The organism is Sphingopyxis sp. A083, from assembly GCF_001468495.1.
GTDB classification, from domain to species: Bacteria; Pseudomonadota; Alphaproteobacteria; order Sphingomonadales; family Sphingomonadaceae; genus Sphingopyxis; species Sphingopyxis terrae.
The window spans coordinates 217,926-235,428 of record NZ_LNSK01000003.1; the positions used below are offsets into that span (position 1 = coordinate 217,926).

Below are 17,503 nucleotides of genomic sequence, written 5' to 3' on the forward strand. Positions count from 1 at the left end.
GAGCCGCGACGAAGCGAGCCGCAGCGCGCAATCGGCACGGAATATTCGCTGCGGGGCGACGTCATGGAGCCGGCGGGCCTGATGCAAAGCTTATATTGGGGGACGACAATTGACAGTGGCGGGCCCCGATCCTATATCCGCCTCACACCTTTCCGTCCGGGAAGCGGCCTGACTTTGCGCAGCAGGCGGCACGAATAGGGCGGTCGGGATTTCGAGATGCGTTGGAAAGCTGCGGTAAACCGGCAACGGTTGCCTGCGGCTTTTTTGCGTCTCTATCGCGCTCGCGAGTCGAATTTTTACAGGCGAGACAATCCTTTATGGCGACCAAGGCGAAGTCGGTGGGCAAGGCCCTCGAAGCAACCGCAACCAAGCGAATCCGCAAGCTGTTCGGCAATATCCACGAAGCCGTGGAAATGCCCAACCTCATCGAGGTGCAGCGCGAATCCTATGAACAGTTCCTGCGTTCCGATCCGTCGGTCGGTTACGTCTCGGGCCTTGAAAAGACGCTGCGCAGCGTGTTTCCGATCCGCGACTTTGCCGGGACCGCGGAGCTGGACTTCGTCCATTACGAGCTCGAAGAGCCCAAATATGACGTCGAGGAATGCCGTCAGCGCGGCATCACCTATGCAGCGCCGATGAAGGTCACGTTGCGCCTGATCGTCTTTGAAGTCGACAGCGAAACCGACACGCGTTCGGTTCTCGATATCAAGGAGCAGGACGTCTACATGGGCGACATGCCGCTCATGACCGAGAACGGCACCTTCTTCATCAACGGCACCGAGCGTGTCATCGTCAGCCAGATGCACCGTTCGCCGGGTGTGCTGTTCGACCATGACCGCGGCAAGACCCACTCGTCGGGCAAATATCTCTTTGCCGCGCGCGTCATTCCGTATCGCGGTTCGTGGCTCGATTTCGAATTCGACGCCAAGGACATCGTCAACGTCCGTATCGACCGCAAGCGCAAGCTTCCGGTGACCAGCCTGCTGTATGCGCTGGGCATGTCGGGCGAAGAAATCCTGAACTTCTTCTACGACCGCATGATCTTCGAACGTGCGGCCGATGGCTGGAAGATTCCGTTCGTCCTCGAAAACTGGCGCGGCGCGAAGCCGGCGTTCGATATCGTGGACGCCAAGACCGGCGAAGTCGTGTTCGCCGCTGGGCACAAGATCAGCCCGCGCCTCGCCAACAAGGCGGCTAAGGACGGTCTTGAAACGCTGCTGATCCCGACCGAGGAAATCTTCGGCCGTTACAGCGCCTATGACCTGATCAATGAATCGACCGGCGAGATCTACATCGAAGCCGGTGACGAAGTGACCGCGGAAAATCTGGAAAAGATGGACGCCGCCGGCATCGACAAGCTGGTGCTGCTCGACATCGACCACAACAACACCGGTCCGTGGATCCGCAACACGCTGAAGGCCGACAAGGCCGAGGATCGCGATCAGGCGCTGAGCGACATCTATCGCGTCATGCGCCCCGGCGAACCGCCGACGCGCGAAACCGCCGACGCGCTGTTCGCGGGCCTGTTCTTCGATCCCGAACGCTATGACCTGTCGGCGGTGGGCCGCGTCAAGCTCAACATGCGCCTCGGCCTCGACGCAGAGGACACGGTGACGACGCTGCGCAGCGAGGACATCCTCGCCGTGGTCAAGGAACTGGTGAACCTGAAGGACGGCAAGGGCGAGATCGACGATATCGACAATCTCGGCAACCGCCGCGTCCGTTCGGTCGGCGAACTGCTCGAAAACCAGTATCGCGTCGGCCTGCTGCGCATGGAGCGTGCGGTCAAGGAGCGCATGTCGTCGGTCGACGTCTCGACCGTGATGCCGAACGATCTGATCAACGCGAAGCCGGCGGTTGCTGCGGTGCGCGAATTCTTCGGCTCGTCGCAGCTTTCGCAGTTCATGGACCAGACTAACCCGCTGTCGGAAGTCACCCACAAGCGCCGCGTCTCGGCGCTCGGGCCGGGCGGTCTGACCCGCGAACGCGCGGGCTTCGAAGTCCGCGACGTCCATCCGACGCACTATGGCCGTATCTGCCCGATCGAAACGCCGGAAGGGCCGAACATCGGTCTGATCAACAGCCTCGCGACCTTCGCGCGCGTCAACAAATATGGCTTCATCGAAACCCCGTACCGCCGCGTCGTCGACGGCAAGGTGACGAGCGAAGTCGTCTATCTGTCGGCGATGGAGGAATCGAAGCACACGGTCGCGCAGGCGAACGCCGACCTCAACCCCGACGGCAGCTTCGTCGAGGAGCTGATCTCGGCGCGTGAAGCCGGCGAATTCCTGATGGCGCCGCGCGAACAGATCACGCTGATGGACGTGTCGCCGAAGCAGCTGGTTTCGGTTGCGGCCTCGCTCATTCCGTTCCTGGAAAACGATGACGCCAACCGCGCGCTGATGGGATCGAACATGCAGCGTCAGGCCGTGCCGTTGTTGCGGGCCGAAGCGCCCGTCGTCGGTACCGGCATGGAAGGCACCGTCGCACGCGATTCGGGCGCGGCCATCGCGGCACGCCGCGGCGGCATCATCGACCAGGTCGATGCGACGCGTATCGTCATCCGTGCGACCGACCTTGTCGAACCCGGCAAGTCGGGCGTCGACATCTATCGCCTCCAGAAGTTCCAGCGGTCGAACCAGAACACCTGCATCAACCAGCGTCCGCTGGTGAAGGTGGGCGACGTGATCCGCACCGGCGACATCATCGCCGACGGTCCGTCGACCGAGCTTGGCGAACTGGCGCTCGGCAAGAATGTGCTCGTCGCGTTCATGCCGTGGAACGGCTACAATTATGAGGACTCGATCCTCATTTCCGAACGCATCGTGAAGGACGACGTCTTCACCTCGATCCACATCGAGGAATTCGAAGTCACCGCCCGCGACACGCGCCTCGGGCCGGAGGACATCACGCGCGACATTCCGAACGTCGGCGAAGAAGCGCTCCGCAACCTCGACGAAGCGGGCATCGTCTACATCGGCGCCGAAGTCGGCCCGGGCGACATCCTGGTCGGCAAGATCACGCCGAAGGGCGAAAGCCCGATGACGCCGGAAGAAAAGCTGCTGCGCGCCATCTTCGGCGAAAAGGCCAGCGACGTGCGCGACACCTCGCTTCGCTTGCCGCCGGGCGTGTCGGGTACGGTCGTCGAAGTCCGCGTCTTCAACCGTCACGGCATCGACAAGGACGAACGTGCGATCGCGATCGAACGCGAGGAAATCGAGCGTCTGAAGCAGGACGCCGACGACGAGCGCGCGATCCTCAACCGCGCGACCTTCTCCAGCCTCAAGGAACTGCTGGTCGGCCAGGCCACCAGCGCAGTGCCCAAGGGCATGAAGAAGGGCGACGTGCTGACCGAAGATCAGCTCGCCGAACTCGATCGCGGCGACTGGTGGAAGCTCGCGGTCGTCGACGACAAGGCGCAGGCCGCGCTCGAAGCGATCAAGGCGCAGTATGACGACGCGATCAAGCGGATCAACGCGAAGTATGAGGACCGCGTCGAAAAGCTGCAGCGCGGCGACGAACTCGCGCCGGGCGTGCTCAAGATGGTCAAGGTCTTCGTTGCCATCAAGCGCAAGCTGCAGTCGGGCGACAAGATGGCCGGCCGTCACGGGAACAAGGGTATCATCAGCCGCATCCTGCCGATCGAGGACATGCCGTTCCTCGAAGACGGCACGCATGTCGACGTGGTGCTCAACCCGCTGGGCGTGCCGTCGCGTATGAACGTCGGTCAGATCCTCGAAACGCACCTCGGCTGGGCATCGCGCGGTTTCGGCCGCCAGATTACCGCGGCGCTCGAAGATTGGCGTGCGGCAAACCCGAACCCCGAAGCGGGCGCGCCGCCCGAAGCGGTACGTGAGGCGCTGCTCACCGCCTATGGCGACGATTATGCCGACGACATCAAGGGTCGCAGCAATGATCAGATTGTCGAGATGGCGGGCCACCTGTCGCTCGGTATTCCGTTCGCGACGCCGGTGTTCGACGGCGCGCGCGAAGGCGATGTGTCGACGATGCTGGAACGTGCCGGTCTCGACCGGTCGGGTCAGGTCGATCTGTACGACGGCCGCACGGGCGATCGTTTCGACCGCAAGGTGACGGTGGGATATATGTATATCCTGAAGCTCCATCACCTGGTCGACGACAAGATCCACGCGCGCTCGATCGGGCCGTACAGCCTCGTCACCCAGCAGCCGCTGGGCGGTAAGGCGCAGTTCGGCGGCCAGCGCTTCGGTGAAATGGAAGTGTGGGCGCTCCAGGCTTATGGCGCCGCCTACACGCTGCAGGAAATGCTGACGGTGAAGTCGGACGACGTGATCGGCCGCACCAAGGTTTACGAAGCGATCGTCAAGGGCGACGACACCTTCGAGGCAGGCATTCCCGAAAGCTTCAACGTGCTCGTCAAGGAAATGCGCTCGCTGGGCCTCAACGTCGAACTGTCGTCCTATACGGACGAAGACGACAAAGATGGTCCGGACGCTCTTCCCGAAGCCGCCGAATGATTTTCCTCACCCCCTTCCGCCGGCGGTGGAGGGGGAAGAGTGGAGCTAGAATATGAACCAGATTACCAACTTCATGAACCCGGTCGCGAAGCCCGAAACCTTCGACATGATCAAGATCGGCATCGCGAGCCCGGAGCGTATCCGCTCGTGGTCGTTCGGCGAGATCAAGAAGCCCGAAACGATCAACTACCGCACGTTCAAGCCCGAACGCGACGGCCTGTTCTGCGCGCGCATCTTCGGTCCGATCAAGGATTATGAATGCCTGTGCGGCAAGTACAAGCGCATGAAATACAAGGGCATCGTCTGCGAAAAATGCGGTGTCGAAGTCACGGTGACCAAGGTCCGCCGCGAACGCATGGGCCATATCGAGCTCGCCGCGCCCGTCGCGCACATCTGGTTCCTGAAGTCGCTGCCCTCGCGCATCGGCCTGCTGCTCGACATGCAGCTCAAGCAGCTTGAGCGCGTCCTCTATTTCGAAGCCTATATCGTTCTCGAACCCGGCCTGACGCCGCTCGAGAAGTTCCAGCTTCTGACCGAGGACGAACTGCTCGACGCGCAGGACGAATATGGCGAGGACGCCTTCTCGGCCGGCATCGGCGCCGAAGCGATCCGCGTGCTCCTCGAAGGGCTCGACCTCGAACAGGAACGCGTCGATCTGATGGAAGAGCTGGCGACGACCAAGTCGGAGCTGAAGCCCAAGAAGATCATCAAGCGTCTGAAAGTCGTCGAAAGCTTCATCGAATCGGGCAACCGTCCCGAGTGGATGATCCTCGAAGTCATTCCGGTCATCCCGCCCGAACTGCGCCCGCTGGTGCCGCTCGATGGCGGCCGCTTCGCGACGTCGGATCTCAACGACCTGTATCGCCGCGTCATCAACCGTAACAACCGTCTGAAGCGCCTGATGGAGCTGCGTGCGCCGGACATCATCGTCCGCAACGAAAAGCGCATGCTGCAGGAAGCCGTCGACGCGCTGTTCGACAACGGCCGCCGCGGCCGTACGATCACCGGTGCCAACAAGCGTCCGCTGAAGTCGCTCAGCGACATGCTCAAGGGCAAGCAGGGCCGCTTCCGTCAGAACCTGCTCGGCAAGCGCGTCGACTATTCGGGCCGTTCGGTCATCGTGACCGGTCCGGAACTCAAGCTGCACCAGTGCGGCCTGCCCAAGAAGATGGCGCTCGAGCTGTTCAAGCCGTTCATCTATGCCCGTCTCGACGCCAAGGGTCTGTCGATGACCCTCAAGCAGGCGAAGAAGTGGGTCGAAAAGGAACGCAAGGAAGTCTGGGACATCCTCGACGAAGTCATTCGCGAGCACCCCGTCCTGCTGAACCGCGCCCCGACGCTCCACCGCCTCGGCATTCAGGCGTTCGAACCGGTGCTGATCGAGGGCAAGGCGATACAGCTTCACCCGCTGGTCTGCGCCGCGTTCAACGCCGACTTCGACGGCGACCAGATGGCCGTGCACGTCCCGCTGAGCCTCGAAGCGCAGCTGGAAGCGCGCGTGCTGATGATGTCGACCAACAACATCCTCAGCCCCGCGAACGGCAAGCCGATCATCGTTCCGTCGCAGGACATGGTCCTCGGCCTCTATTATCTGTCGATGGAACGCGAAGGCGAACCGGGCGAGGGCATGCTGCTGGCCGACATGGCCGAAGTACACCAGGCGCTCTACACGGGCGCGGTTACGCTGCACTCGAAGATCACCAGCCGCGTTCCGCAGACCGACGAAGCCGGCAATGAATATCTGCGCCGCTTCGAAACAACGCCGGGCCGCATGCTGATCGGCGAATGCCTGCCGAAGTCGCACACCGTGCCCTTCGACGTCGTCAACCGCCTTCTGACCAAGAAGGAAATCGGCGACGTGATCGATCAGGTCTATCGTCACACCGGCCAGAAGGAGACGGTGCTGTTCGCCGACGCGATCATGGCGCTGGGCTTCCGCCACGCGTTCCGCGCAGGCATCTCGTTCGGCAAGGATGATATGATCATCCCCGACGCCAAGGAAAAGCTGGTCGACGAGACCCGCGCGCTAGTGAAGGATTTCGAGCAGCAGTATCAGGACGGCCTGATCACGCAGCAGGAAAAGTACAACAAGGCGATCGACGCCTGGTCGCAGTGCGGCGACAAGGTCGCGAACGCGATGATGGACGAAATCCGGGCGACGCCGAAGCTCGACGACGGCCGGCTTGCTCCGGTCAACTCGATCTACATGATGGCGCACTCGGGCGCGCGTGGTTCGCCGGCGCAGATGAAGCAGCTTGCCGGTATGCGCGGCCTTATGGCCAAACCGTCGGGCGAGATCATCGAAACGCCGATCATCTCGAACTTCAAGGAAGGCCTGACCGTTCTCGAGTATTTCAACTCGACCCACGGTGCCCGTAAGGGTCTGGCCGACACCGCGCTCAAAACGGCGAACTCGGGTTACCTGACCCGCCGTCTGGTCGACGTGTCGCAGGATTGCGTTGTGATCGAGGATGATTGCGGTACGACCCGCGGCATGGAAATGCGCGCGATCATCCAGGGCGGTTCGACGATCGCCTCGCTGGGCGAGCGTATCCTGGGCCGCACGACGCTCGAGGATGTTGTCGACAAGGACGGCAATGTCATTGCCCCCGTCGGCACGCTGCTCGACGAACCCACGGTCGCCAAGATCGAGGAAGCCGAAGTGCAGGCGGTGAAGATCCGCTCGCCGCTGGTCTGCGAAGCCAGCCTGGGCGTCTGCGCCAAATGCTACGGCCGCGACCTTGCGCGCGGTACGCCGGTGAACATCGGCGAAGCGGTCGGCGTCATCGCGGCGCAGTCGATCGGTGAACCGGGCACGCAGCTGACGATGCGGACCTTCCACATCGGCGGTGCGGCGCAGGTCAACGAACAGTCGAACCTTGAAGCGATTTCGGACGGTACGATCGAATATCGCGACATGGAAACGATCGTCGACCAGCGCGGTCGCCGTCTGGCGCTGTCGCGTTCGGGCGAAATCGCGGTCATCGACAGCGAAGGTCGCGAACGCGCGACGCACAAGCTGCCCTATGGTGCGCAGATCATGCACAAGAATGGCGAGAAGGTGAAGAAGGGCGACCGGATTGCCGAATGGGATCCGTTCACCATGCCGCTCATCACCGAAAAGAACGGCATCGTGAAATATCAGGATCTGGTCGATGCTAAGACGCTGACCGAACAGGTCGATGAAGCGACAGGTATCGCCCAGCGCGTCGTGATCGAATATCGCACCACCGGTCGCGGCAAGAAGGAAGACCTTCAGCCGCGGCTGACCCTGCTCGACGATGCGTCGGGTGAAGCAGCGCGCTATCTGCTCGCGGTCGGCACGATGATCTCGGTCGAAGACGGTCAGGAAGTGAAGGCGGGCGACGTTCTGGCCCGTGTCACCCGCGAAGCGTCGAAGACGCGCGACATCACCGGCGGTCTGCCGCGTGTTGCCGAGCTGTTCGAAGCGCGCATTCCGAAGGACAATGCGGTCATCGCAAAGCTTTCGGGTCGCATCGAATTCGTCAAGGATTACAAGGCGAAGCGCAAGATCGCGATCGTTCCGGAAGAGGGCGATGCGGTCGAGTATCTGATCCCGAAATCCAAGGTGCTCGAAGTGCAGGAAGGCGACTATGTGAAGCGCGGCGACGCGCTGATCTCGGGCTCGCCGAACCCGCACGACATCCTCGACGTGATGGGTGTCGAAGCGCTGGCCGAATTCCTCGTCGCGGAAATCCAGGAGGTCTACCGACTGCAGGGCGTGAAGATCAACGACAAGCACATCGAGGTGATCGTTCGCCAGATGCTGCAGAAGGTCGAGATCACCGACGGCGGCGACACCACGCTGCTGCCGGGCGAACAGCTCGATTATCTGGAGATGATGGAATATAACGCCAAGCTGCCGAAGAACGGCAAGCCCGCCGAAGGGCGCCCGGTTCTGCTGGGCATCACCAAGGCGAGCCTGCAGACGCGCAGCTTCGTCTCGGCGGCATCGTTCCAGGAGACGACCCGCGTCCTCACCGAAGCGTCGGTGCAGGGCAAGGTCGACTCGCTGATGGGCCTCAAGGAAAACGTCATCGTCGGCCGCCTTATCCCGGCGGGTACCGGCGCGGCGATGAACCGCATCCGCGTCACCGCCTCGTCGAAGGACGCGGCGCTGCGTGCCGCCATGCGCGCCGCCAATGAAGCGCATCTCATCGCGCCGCAAACCGCGGCCGAAGAGCATGCCGCCGAACTGGCGCAGGGCCCCGAAGCGGCGATGGGCGACGATCCGCTCGGCGCGGTCGAAGGGGAAACCCACGGCACCGACGCCGATGCCGGCGATTATCTGATCCAGAGCGACGAGGACTAAGTCCTCGCGCCCTGGGGCTGCAGATACGCCACCGAAGAAAAGCCCCGCCGGAGCGATCCGGCGGGGCTTTTTCTTTATCCTTGAGGGTTTAGGCCGGGTGCCGCCTGCGCCGCTAACAGCTCGCTCCGACCTCCAGCCCGCGCTGGACGGCCGGGCGCGCAAGGCCGCGGTCGAGCCATGCCTGCACATGTTTGAAGCGATCGAAACCGACGATGTCGGCCGCGTCATAGAAACCGATCAGGTTGCGCACCCAGCCGAGCATCGCGATATCGGCGATGCTGTAATCGGCATCCATCACCCAGTCCCGGCCATCGAGCCGCGCGTCGAGGACGCTGAGTAACCGCGCCGATTCCGCCGCGTAACGATCGCGCGGGCGCTTGTCCTCATAGTCGCGACCGGCGAATTTGTGGAAGAAGCCGAGCTGGCCGAACATCGGTCCCATGCTGCCCATCTGCCACATCACCCACTGGATAGCCTCGTAGCGCCGGTTCGCGTCGGCGGGCAGGAACTGGCCGGTCTTGTCGGCGAGATAGATCAGGATCGCCCCCGATTCGAACAGCGCCAGCGGGGTGCCGTTCGGTCCGTCGGGATCGTAGATCGCGGGAATCTTGCCATTCGGATTGAGCGCCAGAAAGGCCGGGTCATGGCTTTCGTTGGCCATGATGTCGATGCGATGCGCTTCATAGGGCAGGCCGCATTCCTCGAGCATGATGCTGGGCTTGACTCCGTTCGGGGTCGGCGCGGTGAAAAGCTGCAGCCGCTCGGGATGCTGTGCGGGCCATTTGGCGAAGACGGGATGCGCAGCGGTCATGCGCCGGCCTCCCGCTTCAGATGTTCGTGGTGGCGGATCACCTCGTCGATGATGAAGCGCAGGAATTTCTCGCTGAATTCGGGATCGAGGTCGGCCTCGCGCGCCAGCGCGCGCAGCCGTTCGACCTGCCGTGCCTCGCGGTCGGGGTCGGCGGGGGGCAGGTCGATCTTCGCCTTGAGTTCGCCGACCGCCTTCGTCACCTTGAACCGTTCGGCGAGCATGTAGACGAGCGCTGCGTCGATATTGTCGATGCTCTGGCGGTAGCGGCTGAGTTGATCGTCCATGCGCGGCTCCTCTTGCGTCGGGCACGCTTGGCACCGGCAGGGGGCGGGTGGCAAGCCGAAAGTCGTTGCAAAATTGCAGGCGCACGGCCAAGGCAGCCCGTGTCATGACTGCCGAAATCCATCAGCTCCACGGCGACCGTCCGCCCTCGCTCGATCCGATGATGGCGCTTGTCGCCGCCGACATGAACGAGGTGAATTCGGTCATCCTCGACCGAATGCAGTCCGAAATTCCGCTCATTCCCGAACTCGCCGGACATCTGATCGCGGGCGGTGGCAAGCGGATGCGCCCGATGCTGACGCTCGCCTGCGCGCAGTTGCTCGACTATCCCGGGCGCCGCCATTGCAAGCTCGCCGCCGCGGTCGAATTCATCCACACCGCGACCCTGCTCCACGACGATGTCGTCGACGGATCGGACCTGCGCCGCGGGCGCAAGACCGCGAATATCATCTGGGGCAACAGCGCGTCGGTGCTCGTCGGCGATTTCCTGTTCGCGCGTTCGTTCGAACTGATGGTCGAGGACGGCTCGCTCAAGGTGCTCAAGATCCTCAGCCATGCTTCGGCGGTGATCGCGGAAGGCGAAGTGAACCAGCTTTCGGCGCAGCGCCGTGTCGAAACCAGCGAGGACCAATATCTCGCGATCATCAACGCCAAGACCGCCGAACTGTTTGCCAGCGCGTGCAAGATCGCCGCGGTCGTTGCCGAGCGCGACGAGGCGACCGAGGCAGCGCTCGACGCTTACGGCCGCAATCTGGGCATCGCCTTTCAGCTTGTCGACGATGCGATCGACTATGTTTCGGACGCCGAAACGATGGGCAAGGGCGTCGGCGACGATTTCCGCGACGGCAAGGTCACCCTGCCGGTCATCCTCGCTTACGCGCGCGGCAGCGCCGAAGAACGTGAATTCTGGAAGCAGGCCATCGTCGGCCACCGCGCTTCGGACGACGATCTCGCCTATGCGACCTCGCTGCTGCTCAAGCACGACACGATCGCCGACACGCTGGCGCGCGCGCGGCATTATGGTCAGCGCGCGGTCGATGCCATCGGGGGCTTTCGCAGCAGCCAGGCCAAGGCGGCGCTGACCGAAGCCGTCGCCTTTGCGGTCGCCCGCGCCTATTGAGGCGGCGATGACGACCGCCGGGCCCTTCCTGCCCATCGACGCGGTGCTGCCCGACATCATGGCGGCGCTGCTCTTGAAGCCCAACGCCGTCGTCGTCGCGCCGCCGGGCGCGGGCAAGACGACGCGCGTCGCGCCGGCCTTGCTGCGCGAGCCATGGTGCAAGGGCGCGGTGTGGCTGCTCTCGCCACGGCGCCTCGCGGCGCGGGCGGCGGCCGAGCGCATTGCCGAGGAAATGGGCGAAGCGGTCGGCGGGACGGTCGGCTATGCGACGCGGCTCGACAGCAAGCAGTCTGCGGCGACGCGCCTTCTGGTGATGACGCCGGGTCTGTTCCGCAACCGCATTCTTGCCGATCCTGAACTGCAAGGCGTGTCGGCGGTGTTGTTCGACGAAGTCCACGAACGCAGCCTCGACGGCGATTTCGCGCTCGCGCTCGCAATCGATGCGCAGCAGGGGCTGCGCGACGATCTGCGGCTCGTGGCGATGTCGGCAACGCTCGACGGCGCGCGCTTCGGGGCGCTGCTCGGCGATGCGCCGGTGGTGAAGAGCGAAGGCAAGAGCTGGCCGCTCGATCTGCGCCATATCGGGCGCCGCGCCGAGGATCGGCTGGAGGCGAGCGTGCTTGCGGCGGTGCGTCAGGCGCTGGCCGACGAGAAGGAAGGCGACATGCTCGCCTTTCTGCCCGGCGCCGCCGACATCGAGCGCGCAGCGGCGGCGGTCGAGGCGGCGGGTCTGCTACTCGTGGTTCATCGCCTTCATGGGCAGATCGACCCCGCGATGCAGCGCAAGGCGCTGGTCCGCGACCCCGGCGGCGCGCGCAAGCTGATCCTCGCGACGAGCATTGCTGAAACCAGCCTGACCATCGACGGGGTGCGAATCGTGATCGATGCCGGCCTGTCGCGGCGTCCGCGCTTCGACAAGGCGGCGGGTATCGCGCGACTGGTCACCGAACGCGCGAGTCAGGCGTCGGCGACGCAGCGCGCGGGGCGCGCGGCGCGGCAGGGGCCGGGGGTTGCCTACCGGCTGTGGGAGGCGGCGGCGACCGCCGGGATGCCCCCCTTCGATCCGCCCGAAATCCACGAGAACGACCTGATGCCCGTGGTGCTCGACTGCGCGAGCTGGGGGATCGTCGACCCGCGCCAGCTCGGTTGGCTCGACCCGCCATCGCCCGCTGCCATCGCCGAGGCGAAGGCGCGGTTGCAGGCGATCGGTGCGCTGGGCGAGGATGGGCGGATTACCGCGCATGGCAAGGCGCTCGCGGCGGTGCCGCTGCCGGTCCCGCTTGCGCACATGCTGCTCGACGCGGCGGCGGCGGGCGAGGGCGATCTGGCAGGGGAACTGGCGGTCCTGCTGACCGAGCCGGGCCTCGGCGGCCGCGGCGCCGATGTCGAGGCACGGCTGGGGCGCTGGCGCGGCATCAGGGGCGAGCGTGCCGAGGGTGCGCGGCGGCTCGCGCGACGGCTTGCCGGGGTTGGCGGGCGATTGGCGTCCGGTCCGCGAACGGACGAAACACGCTCGATCGGCGGCTGGATCGCCACCGCCTGGCCCGACCGCGTTGCGCGCCAGCGCGCCGGCCAGCGCGGCGAATATCTCAGCGTCGGGGGACGGGCCTACAAGATCGATCCCGTCGACCCGCTCGCCAATGCCGAATGGCTCGCCATCTCCGATGCGCAGGGCCATGCCGCCGGCGTTCGCATCCTCGCCGCTGCGCCGATCGCGGCGGGCGAGGTCGAGGCGATCTTCGCCGATCGCATCGTCCAGCAGAGCGCAAGCGTCTATGACGCCGCGAACGACCGCGTCGATCACCGGCGCGAGCGGCGACTAGGCGCGATCGCGCTGTCAAGCGGCAAGGCCGGGCGCGATGCGGGGGCGGAGGATGATGTGGCGGTCCGGCTTGCCGCGGTTCGCGACAAAGGGCTGGGGCTGATCGGCTGGGGGCCCGCGGCGCAGGCGCTGCGCCAGCGCGCGTCCTTTGCCGGGCTCGACGCGTTGTCGACGGGCGCGCTCGCCGACAGTCTCGACCTCTGGCTTGAACCGTTGCTCGATGGCGCGCGCGGGCTGCGCGATATTGGCGATCGTCGGCTTACCGATGCGCTGATGGGGTTGCTCGACTGGCCGGCGCGGCAATTGCTCGAAAAGCTTGCTCCCGCCGATTACACCACCCCTGCCGGCAGCCGTCATGCGATCGATTATGGCGCCGAGGGCGGCCCGACGGTCAGCGTGCGGGTGCAGGAAATGTACGGGCTGGCGCGCCATCCGACCGTCGGCGATCCGCCGATTCCGCTTGTCCTGGCGCTAACCTCGCCCGCGCACCGTCCGATCCAGACGAGCCGCGACATCGCGTCGTTCTGGAGCGGAAGCTGGCGCGAGGTCGCGAAGGAAATGCGCGGCCGCTATCCCAAGCATAGCTGGCCCGACGATCCGGCGACCGCGCGCCCGACGTTGCTGACCAAGGCGGCACAGGCGCGGCGCGATGCGCAATAGCCCCCTTTTCGCGGCGCGACAGAGCCGCTAAGGCGACGGCATAGCAATCCAGTCAGGGACTCTCCGATGAAAGCGCGTATTTTCCAGAAGCCCAAGAATGCGATGCAGTCGGGCCGTGCCGGCACCCAGCGCTGGTTCCTGGAATATGCCCCCGCCGAAGCGCGCAAGGCCGATCCGCTGATGGGATGGGCGGGTAGCGGCGATACGCAGCGGCAGCTTCGCCTGAGCTTCGCAACGCGCGACGAAGCGATTGCCTATGCGGCGAAGAACGGGATCGAGGTCGAGGTCATGCCGACCCCGGTGCGCACGCTCAAGATCCAGGCTTACGCCGACAATTTCCGTTGATCGGTCGTTGTCCCCGGGTTTGCGGGGGCGACGCGGGCCATTCGCCTGTCGGCGATTATTCCGCGTCGGGCTGCAACAGCTTGTGCAGGTGGACGACGACATATTTCATCTCGGCATCGTCGACCGTGCGCTGCGCGGCGGCGCGCCAAGCCTTTTCGGCCGACTTGTAATCGGGAAACAGGCCCACGACGTCGAGGTTCGACAGGTCGACGAAATCGAGGCCCTGCGGATCGCTGACGCGCCCGCCGAACACCAGATGCAGTTTGCTCATTTTCAGGTTCCTTGCCGCTACGGCGTGGGGAAGGGAGAGGCCGAGGCCCCTAACAGCACCGCGCCGTCCGGGCAAGTAGGCCCGGCATAGGCTTTAGTCGGATTTGCGACCCTTCGGAAGCAGCGAACCGAGCAGCGCGCCGATCGCGGCGGCACCGGCGAGCAGCGTTAGCGGCTGGTCCTTCGCGATGTCCTTGAGCTTGCCGTTGGCGCGGGTCGCCTGCGCCTTGCCCTTTTCATAGGCGTGACCGGCGGCTTCGCGTGCGGCGTCGGCCTGTTCGCGTCCCTTTGCAGCAAGCTCGCTCGACGCAGCGCGGGTGCGGTCTGCGAGGTCGCTGGTCGCGGCGCGGGCGCGGCCATAGCCTTCCTGGATGCGCGCCTTGGCCGCCTCGGCGGTGGCACGCGCATTTTCCGCGGTTTTCTCAGCAAGTTCACTCGCTTTTGCCTGCGCGTCGCGGGCGGTTTCACCGAAGGGCTTCATCGTCTTCCTCCATTTGTTCGATATCTTCGACCGCGTCCGCGGTCGCAGGACGCAGCCGGTCGGCAAGGCCGCTCGCCACGTTCTGGATGCGCCGCGCGAGGCGGGGGGCATGCTCCTTGATCGGCTCGCGCAGCAGCCACAGCGTCCCGGCGACCGCGGCCAACGCGATCGGCAGGCGGTTGCTGCGAAATTCGTCGCGGACCGCCTGCGCGGTGTCGTCGACCTTTGCCTGCAAGCGATATTTGCCGCGATCGATGAGCGCGCGCGGTTTGAACGCGGCGCGCGCCGTGTCGGCCTGACGCCGCAAAGCCGCGCGCTGCAGCATCGACCGGCGCAGCGCGTTGACGAGGCGGTTGCGGGCGGCGGACATCAGTCGTCACTCCCTTGCGGTGACAGGTCGCTGCGCAGGGCAAGCTTCACATCGCCCGCACTTCGCTTTGCGCGCCAGCCGGCGAAGCCCGCGAGCCCGATGAGCGCCGCGACCACGATCAGCGTCGCGAGCAGCGGGCCGACGTGCGGCGCGAGCACGAGGATTGCGCCGAAGGCAACCGCGAGCAGCGCCACGAGCAGCGCGCAGGCCGCGACGAAGCCCCACGCCGACGCCCATTTGACCCCGTGCGAGGCCAGCGCACCGCGCGCTTCGAGAAGCGCCAGTTCGGCCTGCACCGTCTGCTTGGTATCGTCGACGAGATCGCGAACGATATCTTCGAGCGGTACCGGCGGCGGCGTGCTGGGCGGCCCGTCGGGCGCATAGCCATGGCTGACGCCGCCGAAGCCGTGCGGATCGGACGCCGATGCAGAGGTCGGTGGAGGGGTCGGTTTCTGTGCGGGCAAGGGGCGATCAGTCGTTGCTCGACCCGCCCTTGAGCATACGGGCCAGCACAAAGCCGATCACCGCCGCCGCACCAACCGCGACCGCCGGGCTCTTCTTGACGAAATCGCGGGTCGCGCCCGCCAGTTCGTCGAGATCCTTCTGATCGAGGGACGAGGCAAGGCCGGCCACCGTGGTCGCGGCCGAGCGGGCATAATCGCCATATTGCTTGCCGAATTTCGAATCCACCGTGTCGGCGCTATCCTCGAGCATCTTGGCCAGGCTGCCGACGGTTTCAGCCGCCTTGTCCTTGCCCTTGGTCGCGGCTTCGCGCGCCTTTGCCGATGCCTGATTGGCAAAGCTCGTCGCATCTTCCTTGATCGACGCGGCCTTCTTCGACGCTTCGGCCTTGATCGTGTCGCGGGTCACGGCGAGCTGGTCGCGGATCGGATGATCCTTTGCCGCCGCCTTTGCCTTCGGGGCCGGCGCTGCCTTGGTGGCAGCGGGCTTTGCGGGTGCCTTGGGGCGGGGAGCTGCCTTCTTGGTCGCGGGAGTAGCGGCTTTGGCCATCACATCGTCCTCTTCATTCTTGTTGGGGGCGCGCACGCGTCGCGCCGTCCGCGGTCCTACCTCAATCTATATAGCAAGCGCGGCGATTTGGTTCCATAGCGCGCCGAAAATCCCGTGAAATTCCTATGCGACGTGTTGCTTTGGCGGCGGGGCGCCGATAACAGGCGGGCGCCTTTCCAACCGGCCGCCCTTCGGCCCCGCAGCAGGACCCGACCCATGACCGCCATCATCGACATTCACGGCCGCGAAATTCTCGACAGCCGCGGCAATCCGACCGTCGAAGTCGACGTGCTGCTCGAAGACGGCAGCTTCGGCCGCGCCGCAGTTCCTTCGGGCGCCTCGACCGGCGCGCACGAGGCGGTCGAACTGCGCGATGGCGACAAGGGCCGCTATCTGGGGAAGGGCGTGACGAAGGCGGTTGCCGCCGTAAACGGCGAGATTGCCGAGACGCTGATCGGCCTCGATGCCGAGGATCAGCGCGAGCTCGACATGGCAATGATCGACCTTGATGGCACGCCCAACAAGGGCCGCCTCGGCGCCAATGCGATCCTCGGCGTCAGCCTGGCGGCGGCGAAGGCCGCGGCCGACGCGCGCGGCCTGCCGCTCTACCGCTATGTCGGCGGCGTCTCCGCCCGCACGCTCCCGGTGCCGATGATGAACATCATCAACGGCGGCGAACATGCCGACAACCCGATCGACGTCCAGGAATTCATGATCATGCCCGTCGGCGCCGGCAGCATCGCCGAAGCCGTGCGCTGGGGCAGCGAGATTTTTCACACGCTGAAAAAAGGCCTGTCGGCAAAGGGCCTCGCCACCGCAGTCGGCGACGAAGGCGGCTTCGCCCCGAACCTCGCCTCGACGCGGGCTGCGCTTGATTTCATCGCCGCGTCGATCGATCAGGCGGGCTTCAAGCTTGGCAGCGACGTGGTGCTGGCGCTCGACTGCGCCGCGACCGAGTTCTTCAAGAACGGCAAATATGAGATCAGCGGCGAAGGCCTGTCGCTCAGCCCCGAGCAGATGGCCGATTATCTCGCCGCGCTGGTCAAGGATTACCCGATCAAGTCGATCGAGGACGGGATGAGCGAAGACGACTTCACCGGCTGGAAGGCGCTGACCGACCTGATCGGCGACAAGTGCCAGCTCGTCGGCGACGATCTGTTCGTCACCAACCCGGTGCGGCTGGAGGAGGGCATCAAGACCGGCCTCGCCAACTCGCTGCTGGTCAAGGTCAACCAGATCGGCACGCTGTCGGAAACGCTCGACGCGGTCGATATGGCGCACCGGGCGCGCTACACCGCGGTGATGTCACACCGTTCGGGCGAGACCGAGGATTCGACGATTGCCGACCTCGCGGTCGCGACCAACTGCGGCCAGATCAAGACCGGCAGCCTTGCGCGTTCGGACCGGCTTGCGAAGTACAACCAGCTCATCCGCATCGAGGAAGAGCTGGGCGACATGGCGCGCTATCCGGGGGCGGCGATTTTCGGGTGATGGCTTGGGTG

At 65.0% G+C, this 17,503-nt stretch carries 13 protein-coding genes; 6 read left to right on the plus strand and 7 right to left on the minus strand.

The genetic code is table 11. The annotated features are described in order from the left end of the window. Positions 1 to 317: 317 nt before the first annotated feature. Complete coding sequence (gene rpoB / locus ATE59_RS08360; protein ID WP_058812019.1) at positions 318 to 4,496, plus strand: DNA-directed RNA polymerase subunit beta; 4,179 nt, start codon at positions 318 to 320, stop codon at positions 4,494 to 4,496. A gap of 52 nt (positions 4,497 to 4,548) precedes the next feature. Further along, entirely contained in the window at positions 4,549 to 8,829 is a 4,281-nt protein-coding gene (gene rpoC / locus ATE59_RS08365; protein ID WP_058812020.1) for a DNA-directed RNA polymerase subunit beta', read from the plus strand. Between the two features lie 112 nt (positions 8,830 to 8,941). Here rpoC and ATE59_RS08370 read toward each other — a convergent pair whose 3' ends face one another. Next, positions 8,942 to 9,640, minus strand: coding sequence for a glutathione S-transferase N-terminal domain-containing protein (locus ATE59_RS08370; RefSeq protein WP_058812021.1), 699 nt, complete (start codon positions 9,638 to 9,640; stop codon positions 8,942 to 8,944). Beyond that, positions 9,637 to 9,924, minus strand: coding sequence for a chorismate mutase (locus ATE59_RS08375; RefSeq protein WP_058812022.1), 288 nt, complete (start codon positions 9,922 to 9,924; stop codon positions 9,637 to 9,639). Before ATE59_RS08375 ends, ATE59_RS08370 begins: the two co-directional genes overlap by 4 nt. 104 nt (positions 9,925 to 10,028) lie before the next feature. On the opposite strand from ATE59_RS08375, the gene ATE59_RS08380 reads away from it, so the two are divergent. From ATE59_RS08380 to ATE59_RS08390, 3 genes are all read left to right on the plus strand, one after another. After that, positions 10,029 to 11,042 carry a polyprenyl synthetase family protein gene (locus tag ATE59_RS08380; protein ID WP_003039135.1) on the plus strand — a complete coding sequence of 338 codons (1,014 nt, stop codon included), beginning with the start codon at positions 10,029 to 10,031 and terminating at the stop codon, positions 11,040 to 11,042. 7 nt (positions 11,043 to 11,049) lie between these two features. Continuing rightward, the gene (hrpB, locus tag ATE59_RS08385; protein WP_058812023.1) at positions 11,050 to 13,524 is read left to right on the plus strand and encodes an ATP-dependent helicase HrpB; all 2,475 of its coding nucleotides are present in this window, start codon (positions 11,050 to 11,052) and stop codon (positions 13,522 to 13,524) included. 66 nt (positions 13,525 to 13,590) lie between these two features. Continuing rightward, positions 13,591 to 13,869 carry an ETC complex I subunit gene (locus tag ATE59_RS08390; RefSeq protein WP_003039130.1) on the plus strand — a complete coding sequence of 93 codons (279 nt, stop codon included), beginning with the start codon at positions 13,591 to 13,593 and terminating at the stop codon, positions 13,867 to 13,869. Between the two features lie 55 nt (positions 13,870 to 13,924). Here the strand turns inward: ATE59_RS08390 and ATE59_RS08395 are convergent, their stop codons facing one another. The 5 genes from ATE59_RS08395 to ATE59_RS08415 all read right to left on the minus strand — a co-directional run bounded on the left by ATE59_RS08395 (position 13,925) and on the right by ATE59_RS08415 (position 16,037). After that, positions 13,925 to 14,140, minus strand: a complete 216-nt coding sequence (locus ATE59_RS08395) for a DUF4170 domain-containing protein (protein ID WP_003039127.1) — start codon at positions 14,138 to 14,140, stop codon at positions 13,925 to 13,927. Positions 14,141 to 14,233: 93 nt separating this feature from the next. Next, a complete protein-coding gene (locus ATE59_RS08400; RefSeq protein ID WP_003039125.1) occupies positions 14,234 to 14,620 on the minus strand; it encodes a hypothetical protein in 387 nt (128 codons plus the stop codon). Next, positions 14,604 to 14,990, minus strand: a complete 387-nt coding sequence (locus tag ATE59_RS08405) for a hypothetical protein (RefSeq protein WP_058812024.1) — start codon at positions 14,988 to 14,990, stop codon at positions 14,604 to 14,606. Before ATE59_RS08405 ends, ATE59_RS08400 begins: the two co-directional genes overlap by 17 nt. Next, a complete protein-coding gene (locus ATE59_RS08410; RefSeq protein ID WP_058812025.1) occupies positions 14,990 to 15,454 on the minus strand; it encodes a phage holin family protein in 465 nt (154 codons plus the stop codon). Before ATE59_RS08410 ends, ATE59_RS08405 begins: the two co-directional genes overlap by 1 nt. A gap of 7 nt (positions 15,455 to 15,461) precedes the next feature. Further along, positions 15,462 to 16,037 (minus strand): hypothetical protein, encoded by a 576-nt coding sequence (locus tag ATE59_RS08415; protein WP_231737216.1) that lies wholly within the window; start codon positions 16,035 to 16,037, stop codon positions 15,462 to 15,464. A gap of 180 nt (positions 16,038 to 16,217) precedes the next feature. On the opposite strand from ATE59_RS08415, the gene eno reads away from it, so the two are divergent. Next, positions 16,218 to 17,492 (plus strand): phosphopyruvate hydratase, encoded by a 1,275-nt coding sequence (eno, locus tag ATE59_RS08420; protein WP_058812026.1) that lies wholly within the window; start codon positions 16,218 to 16,220, stop codon positions 17,490 to 17,492. Positions 17,493 to 17,503: the final 11 nt, after the last annotated feature.